At 61.5% G+C, this 6,824-nt stretch carries 7 protein-coding genes; 2 read left to right on the top strand and 5 right to left on the bottom strand.

Features of this window, described 5'->3' with window-relative positions:
- Positions 1–163: 163 nt before the first annotated feature.
- Positions 164–421 carry a GlsB/YeaQ/YmgE family stress response membrane protein gene (locus QZ292_RS01020; protein WP_294596564.1) on the top strand — a complete coding sequence of 86 codons (258 nt, stop codon included), beginning with the start codon at positions 164–166 and terminating at the stop codon, positions 419–421.
- A 70-nt stretch (positions 422–491) separates the two neighbouring features.
- On the opposite strand, the gene QZ292_RS01015 is transcribed toward QZ292_RS01020, so the two are convergent.
- From QZ292_RS01015 to QZ292_RS00995, 5 genes are read right to left on the bottom strand one after another with little or no spacing between them, the layout of a single operon-like run.
- A complete protein-coding gene (locus QZ292_RS01015) occupies positions 492–1,028 on the bottom strand; it encodes a GNAT family N-acetyltransferase (protein ID WP_294596561.1) in 537 nt (178 codons plus the stop codon).
- A 4-nt stretch (positions 1,029–1,032) separates the two neighbouring features.
- Positions 1,033–1,896 (bottom strand): 50S ribosomal protein L11 methyltransferase, encoded by an 864-nt coding sequence (gene prmA / locus QZ292_RS01010; RefSeq protein ID WP_294596558.1) that lies wholly within the window; start codon positions 1,894–1,896, stop codon positions 1,033–1,035.
- Positions 1,893–2,153 carry a hypothetical protein gene (locus QZ292_RS01005; RefSeq protein WP_294596555.1) on the bottom strand — a complete coding sequence of 87 codons (261 nt, stop codon included), beginning with the start codon at positions 2,151–2,153 and terminating at the stop codon, positions 1,893–1,895. The genes prmA and QZ292_RS01005 overlap by 4 nt, the downstream gene beginning before the upstream one ends.
- 11 nt (positions 2,154–2,164) lie before the next feature.
- Positions 2,165–3,460 (bottom strand): S28 family serine protease, encoded by a 1,296-nt coding sequence (locus QZ292_RS01000; RefSeq protein WP_294596552.1) that lies wholly within the window; start codon positions 3,458–3,460, stop codon positions 2,165–2,167.
- A 15-nt stretch (positions 3,461–3,475) separates the two neighbouring features.
- The gene (locus QZ292_RS00995) at positions 3,476–4,624 is read right to left on the bottom strand and encodes a glycosyltransferase (RefSeq protein WP_294596550.1); all 1,149 of its coding nucleotides are present in this window, start codon (positions 4,622–4,624) and stop codon (positions 3,476–3,478) included.
- Positions 4,625–4,729: 105 nt separating this feature from the next.
- On the opposite strand from QZ292_RS00995, the gene QZ292_RS00990 reads away from it, so the two are divergent.
- On the top strand, positions 4,730–6,400 hold the full coding sequence (locus QZ292_RS00990; protein WP_294596547.1) for a formate--tetrahydrofolate ligase: 1,671 nt from the start codon (positions 4,730–4,732) through the stop codon (positions 6,398–6,400).
- The last annotated feature ends 424 nt before the right edge of the window (positions 6,401–6,824 follow it).

Raw genomic sequence — 6,824 nt, 5'->3', positions numbered from 1 at the left:
GCATCCTCTAAAGTTTCTTTGGTTCTTTCTGTTCACAGAAAGAACAGTACCCTCCGATTCACAAAGCAAAACAGATTCGGGAGAATTTGGCATAATTCTTGGATTACTGTTTCGGGAGAGTAATCGACCATTGAAAGTTTAACCTTAACAAAAACTTTGAGTTATGTATTTTTTGTGGTTTATTTTGATCGGTTTGGTAGCCGGTTGGCTCGGCAGTTTGATTATGAAAGGCCGCGGGTCGGGATTCCTGCTCAATATCGTGATCGGGATTGTCGGCGGGTTGATCGGCGGCTGGATATTCGGACTCTTCGGACTGGCACCCGCCAGCCGGTTCGGCAGCCTGATCACCGCGCTGGTCGGTGCGGTGGTACTGCTTTGGATCGCGTCGCTCTTCCGCTCGCGGCGGAAAGTCTCCCGGTAGACGCTCGCGGTTCTTGCAGCACGAAAAAAGCAGGCCCCGGAAGATTCCGGGGCCTGCTGCGCTTGTATGGTTATCGTTCCTGCCGCAGCAGTTGGACGAACCGCGCATCCTCGTATCCTGTCCCGTCCGCCGTCCGGACCCAGCCGCGTTTCACGCCCGACGCCTCGAATCCCGCCCGCTCGAAAAGCCGCAGGCTCGCCTCGTTCGAGAGCGGAATGTCCGCCCACAATTGCCTCATCTCCAGGTGTTCGAAAGCGTACTCCGCGAGGAGACGCAGGGCATCTGTCGCATATCCCCGGCCGCGCATCTCCTGTTCGTAGATCAGCATCCCGATCCCCGCCCGCCGGTGGAGCGGGTCGAAGTCGAACAGGTCTGCGCACCCGATCGTCTCGCCCGTCGCCCGCAGGTCGATCATCAGCCGCATCTGCCGCGCCGCATAGAGGTCGAGCGATGCGCCGGCGATGAACTCCCGAATCGCCGCCCGCGAGAAAGGCCGGGTCGTGTCGCCGAACCGCCACAGCGTTGTGTCGTTCTCCCAGCGGTACATCGCCTCGGCATCCTCCGGTTCCAAGGCCCGCAGACGGATCCGGTCGTCCTGTAACAGCATGTTTCTAAGCCTTTTGGAAGGTGATTTGCGCCCACCCGTCGCGGGTGTTGGTCGCCGTCTGCACCAGTCCGTGTCGCCGGGCGGCGCCGATCAGCGTGTCCACGTCTAAGTCGAGGATGCCGCTGACCAACAGCAGGCCTCCCTTCCGCAAACCGGCGGCGTACCGTTCCATATCGTCCAAAAGGATATTCCGGTTGATGTTGGCCAGTATATAGTCATAGATTTTTCCCGCCACTGCCGTCGCGTCGCCCAGAATCGGACACACGACTGTCTGCACTCCGTTGGTCTGTATGTTCTCGAGGCAGTTTTCGTAGGCCCACGTGTCGATGTCCACCGCATCGACCACCACGGCGCCGCGCATGGCGGCCAGAATCGCCAGAATTCCCGTCCCGGAGCCCATGTCGAGCACCGACGAGCCGGCGAAATCCATCGCCAGCATCTGTTCCGCCATCAGGTAGGTGGTGGCGTGGTGTCCCGTGCCGAACGACATTTTGGGCATGATGATGATCTCGTGCTTGGCCCCTCCCGCTTTCGGGGCGTGGAACGGCGCGCGGATGTAGCACATGCCGTCGAGGATGTCGATCGGTTCGAAGTGCGACTCCCATTCGGCGTTCCAGTTCTGTTGCTCGATTTCGTTCCGCTCGTAGGGATAGCCTTCGCGGTAGAGGAAGTTCTGGATGGCGGTATGGGTTCTCCCCTCGTGTTCCGTGTCGCTCGGGATGTAGCCCTTCACGCTGCTGGCTCCCGGCATGAAGCCGTCGGGCAGGTAGTCCGAGAAGCTCTCGAATCCCAGTTCGGCCAGCTCGGCTACGACGATCTCCGCCTCGTCCGGGCCCGGTACCTGGATGTTGTATTCGATATAATTCATCTTTTGAGGTTTAAAAACTGTTTTTTAGAAAAGAACCGTTCGTCTTTTTCCGTTTCTTCCGAGAGGCAACGCAACTGAAGACCGTAGCCACGGTAGTCCACGCTGCTGGGATTGAGGCTCTGCGTGTAGAAGCCCAAAAATACGCCGTTAGTCCCGCTGACAGCGGACGACCAACTGTACCCGTTGTTGCCGATGTTGCCCAGCGCGCCCGAAGCGCTACCGCGACAGCCCGGGGCGGGGTGGTATTCAAAGCTCAATCGGGGCTGTTTCAGATTCCGAAAAGCCACCCCTCGATCAGTTTCCAGATCTTAGCCTGCACCTCCTCGCTCTGCGTCTTGATCCGCGCCCGATGGCTGCCGCCCGGTTCGACGAAGAGTTTCATGTTCATCTTTCCCTCGAAGAGGGTCGAGTCGGGCATCGCCGCGCTCCACGGGTCGTTCTCGCCGTAAATGCAGATGACTTTCGGATCGTGCGTCTTGTAGAACGAGATGATCCGGCGCGAGAGTCCGTCGCTGAACCGGATATTCCGGGCATCGTCCGGCAACAGGATCCGCGGCAGGTAACCCCTGGCGTCCCGGATCGAGAGCAGCCCCTCGAACGGAGCCGTGTCGTAACCGTAATAGCCCAGCTCCCGCTGTGCCTGCACGAAAAACGACGGTTCGTCGTTGACGGCGAAGTAGTCCGGCGAGACGATCGCGATCAGGTGGTCCAGCAGCTCCTGATGCGGCGAGTCCGGAGCGGGAATCAGGCTCGTCGCCGTCCCCCACTGCCAGATCGAGAAGGGGTACTCCAGCACGCAGAGGTCGAACACTTCGTCGATATTCGTCCGGAAGGTATAGCTCTTCGATTTGCAGTATTCGTCGAAGAGCGGCACCAGCTCTTTCCGCCGCTTGAGCACCTCGGTCTGGAATTCCCGGATCGTCGCCCGCTCTTCGTCTGTCCCGACCCGGTCGAGGAACGGTTCGTGCCGCCCGTCCTCGACGCCGAAGCAGACCGGCCCGACATAGGCCACCGTCACGTCCACATCCTCCGGATAGTACATCCGGTAGATCAGCGAATTCTCGCCTCCCTTGCTGACTCCCGTCGCCACCCACTTTTCCGGATAGATCTCCCGCAGGGCCTCCCGCACGGCGTGCAGGTCTGCCGCCGCCTGTTCGGCGTTCAGGTAGTTCCAGTTCCGCGGCTCGGGGGTCGATTCGCCGAAATAGCGGTGCTCGACGAAGACCTGGTTGGCGTTCAGGTGTTCCGACAGCTCTTCGCGATACCGCGTCCCCACGGCCCGCGCCCCGCCGTACCCCTCGGTCACTAAAACGGTCGGCCGGTCGAAACCGGTGTGGGCCACCACGAAACGCTGTTCGAAGTGTCCCTTCCCCGGCCGCCGGTGGTCGAGCGGCTGTTCGAACATCACGGCGTACCGCTCTTCGAAAAGCCCTTTTTCCAGCTCCTCGACCGATACGACTCCTTTCAGGGCGATCAGCCGGTCGTACAGCTCCGTGGCACCCGCGAAGGTCAGCCCCGCCAGCAGCAGGGCGAAAAAGGCGAACGTAAATTTCAGGTATCTCATTCGATTCAAACTGTGTTATTTCTTGATTTCGTCGTACAGCCGCAGGAAGGTTCCCGTCAGCGCCTCCCACCCGAAGCGCCGTTTTTCGACGGCGATGCGGGCCCGGAACTCCGTCGCTTTGCGCAGTTCGTAAAAGTCGGCGATCGCCCGGGCGATCCCCTCCGCCGATACCGGGGTCACGTAGCCCACCTCGCCGTCCGGCACGATTTCGGGCAGTCCGCCCACCCGCGTCACCACCATCGGCACCTCGAAATGGTAGGCCACCTGCGTCACTCCGCTCTGCGTGGCGCTCCGGTAGGGCTGCACCACCAGATCCGAGGCGCAGAAGTAGTTCCGCACCTCCGTCTCCTCGATGTACCGGTCGTGGATGACCAGATCCTCTTCTCCCAGTCCCAGCCGCTGCATCAGGCTTTCGTATCTCTCCCGGTTGCCGTAGTATTCGCCGCCGACCAGCAGTTTCCGCCCCTGCGTCCTGCCCTGCGCCTTGAGGATGGCCCACGCTTCGAGCAGGAGGTCGAACCCTTTGTAATCCCGGATAAAGCCGAAAAAGAGCACATATTCCACCGTCGGATCCAATCCCAATGCCGCGCACGCCTCCGTCTTCGAAATCGCCGGCCCGTAGGTGTCGTAGATCGGGTGGGGCGACATGGCCCGAACCCCGCGGTAGCCGAACGAGTCGAGGTCTTGTCCCACCTCGTTCGACATGTAGACGATGCCGTCCGTCCGTTGCAGAAAATAGCGGGTCAGGGCCCGGTCTCCCGTGTGGTGCTCGTGCGGCACGATGTTGTCCGTCAGCGCGATGATCCGTATTTTCGGCGACCTCCGCCGGACGGTTCCGGCGATCGTCCCCAGCGACGGCCCCATGAAAGGCATCCAGAAGCGCGGAATCACCAGCTCCGGCCGTTCCGCGGCAATCTCCCGTCCCACGGCCGGCCAGTTCAGCGGGTTCACCGAATTGATGCGCCGTTCGATGGCGATCCCCTCCGGAGCCGCCATCCGGGTGTACTGCGTTTCGCCGGGAAAGAGGAATGACGGGTATTGCAGCGTGAAGTTGACGATCTTCACGTCGTGTCCCTCGCGGGCGAAGGCCGAGGCCAGCACCTCGTCGAACTTCGCGATCCCCCCGCGGTAGGGGTGGGCCGGCCCGAGTATGCGGATTTTCATGGCGTGGGTCTGTTCTGGAATTTTTGAGACGCTAATATACGAAAAAGGTCGTATATTTGGTTGCCCGAACGGATGCGGGCTGTTAAAAATATCGAAACGAACGCTATGAAAACGGACATCGAAATCGCCCGGTCGGTGCGGATGAAGCCGATCGCCGACATTGCCCGCCAGATGGGTATCGACCCCGAAGACCTCGAAATGTACGGGAAGTACAAGGCCAAGGTGCCGCTGAAATACATCGACCGCCGGCGGAAAAACGACTCGCGTCTGATTCTCGTGACGGCCATCTCGCCCACGCCGGCCGGAGAGGGAAAGACCACCGTCTCGATCGGGCTGTCGCAGGCGCTGAACCGGATCGGGAAGCGGTCGTGCGTCGTCCTGCGCGAACCGTCGCTCGGGCCGGTCTTCGGCATCAAGGGGGGGGCGACGGGCGGAGGTTTCTCGCAGGTTTTGCCCATGGAGGAGATCAATCTCCATTTCACGGGCGACTTCGCCGCGATCGAGAAGGCGCACAACCTGCTGGCGGCTTTGATCGACAACAACCTGCAGAGCAAGACCCGTTCCCTGGGGCTCGACCCGCGGACGATCGCCTGGAAACGGGTGATGGACATGAACGATCGGGCGGTGCGCGACATGGTGATCGGACTCGGGGGGATGACCGGAGGGGTGCCGCGCGAGACGGGATTCGACATTACGGCCGCGTCGGAGGTGATGGCGATCCTCTGTCTGGCTTCGGGCCCGGCCGACCTCAAACGCAGGCTGGGGAATATCTTCGTCGGCTTTACTTATGATAAAAAACCGATCTACGCGCGGGATCTGCATGCCGAGGGGGCGATGGCGGCACTCTTGAAAGATGCGATCAAACCGAATCTGGTGCAGACGATCGAGGGGACGCCGGCGCTGATTCACGGCGGGCCGTTCGCCAATATCGCCCAGGGGACGAACACGGTGCTGGCGACCGAGATGTCGCTCTCGCTGACGGACTATACGGTGACCGAGGCGGGTTTCGGCTGCGACCTCGGGGCGGAAAAGTTCCTCGACATCAAGTGTCGGGCGGCGGGGCTGGCTCCGAACGCGGTGGTGCTGGTGGCGACGGTGCGGGCGCTGAAATATCACGGCGGGCAGCCGCTGGCCGAGCTCAAGACGCCGAATGTCGAGGCGCTGGAGCGGGGCATCGAAAACCTTCAGAAGCATATCGAGAATGTCGGCCTGTTCAACCTGACGCCGGTGGTGGCGATCAACCGTTTCGTGACGGACAGCGACGAGGAGTTGCAGTTCATCAAGGATTATTGCACGATGCGCGGCGTGGCGTGTGCGGTGGCGAACGTCTGGGGCGAGGGCGGAGCGGGGACGGAGGAGCTGGCGCGGCTGGTGGTCGAGGCGACGGAGTCGGGCCGGACGGATTTCCGGCCGCTCTATCCGCTGGACGAGTCGGTGGAGAAGAAGGTGGAGACGGTCGCGCGGGGGATTTACGGGGCGGACGGCGTCGAATACACGCCCAAGGCGAAGCAGGCCTTGAAGCGGATTGCGGATTTGGGCCTGACGGGGCTGGCGGTCTGCATCGCCAAGACGCAGAAGTCGCTGTCGGACAATCCGGCGTTGTTAGGGCGGCCGCGTGGTTTCACCATCACGGTGCGGGACATCGAGATTGCGGCGGGCGCAGGCTTTCTGGTGCCGATCACGGGCGAGATCATGCGGATGCCGGGTCTGCCGGAGGTGCCGGCGGCCGAGGCGATCGATATCGACGACGAAGGCAATATTTCGGGCCTGTTCTGATCGGGAGCGGCGGCCGGTTCGGTTTTTCGTGGATTTGCGAGGGTAGGGCAGCCGCTGCGCGCATGAATAAGTCTTTGCGGAGCGTGAGGCGCGCGAGCAGAGACGAGGGTAGAGGCTGCCGCAGCAAAACGCAGTTTTGCCCGTCCACGGGACGTGGGGCCCGGCCGGCCCGAGGCCAGTTGAAGCTCGACCGCGCGCCGACGCCTTAGGAGGGAAAACGTCAAAATGCACTTATGCGTTTTGACAAGATTTCCCCAAGGCGCGCGGACTTAACTTGATACCGTCGCCCGCCCGCTTAAAGGAGGGATTTCGCTCGTTTTGCGGTGAGTAAAACCGAGATGAAATCCCAGCGGGCGACGGCAGACAGCGGAGCCGCAGTGAGGCGGACACGGGGGCGGTGCTTTGGGCTGTGACTGTTCTCCTT

Source organism: uncultured Rikenella sp. (genome assembly GCF_910577125.1).
Taxonomy (GTDB): domain Bacteria; phylum Bacteroidota; class Bacteroidia; order Bacteroidales; family Rikenellaceae; genus Rikenella.
This window is presented reverse-complemented; position numbering and strand designations above follow the sequence as displayed.

Excerpts from the sequence above, each read along its gene's own strand:
- QZ292_RS01020 (WP_294596564.1), top strand. The coding sequence starts at position 164 with ATGTATTTTTTGTGGTTTATTTTGATCGGTTTGGTAGCCGGTTGGCTC.
- QZ292_RS01015 (WP_294596561.1), bottom strand. The coding sequence starts at position 1,028 with ATGCTGTTACAGGACGACCGGATCCGTCTGCGGGCCTTGGAACCGGAG.
- prmA (WP_294596558.1), bottom strand. The coding sequence starts at position 1,896 with ATGAATTATATCGAATACAACATCCAGGTACCGGGCCCGGACGAGGCG.
- QZ292_RS01000 (WP_294596552.1), bottom strand. The coding sequence starts at position 3,460 with ATGAGATACCTGAAATTTACGTTCGCCTTTTTCGCCCTGCTGCTGGCG.
- QZ292_RS00995 (WP_294596550.1), bottom strand. The coding sequence starts at position 4,624 with ATGAAAATCCGCATACTCGGGCCGGCCCACCCCTACCGCGGGGGGATC.
- QZ292_RS00990 (WP_294596547.1), top strand. The coding sequence starts at position 4,730 with ATGAAAACGGACATCGAAATCGCCCGGTCGGTGCGGATGAAGCCGATC.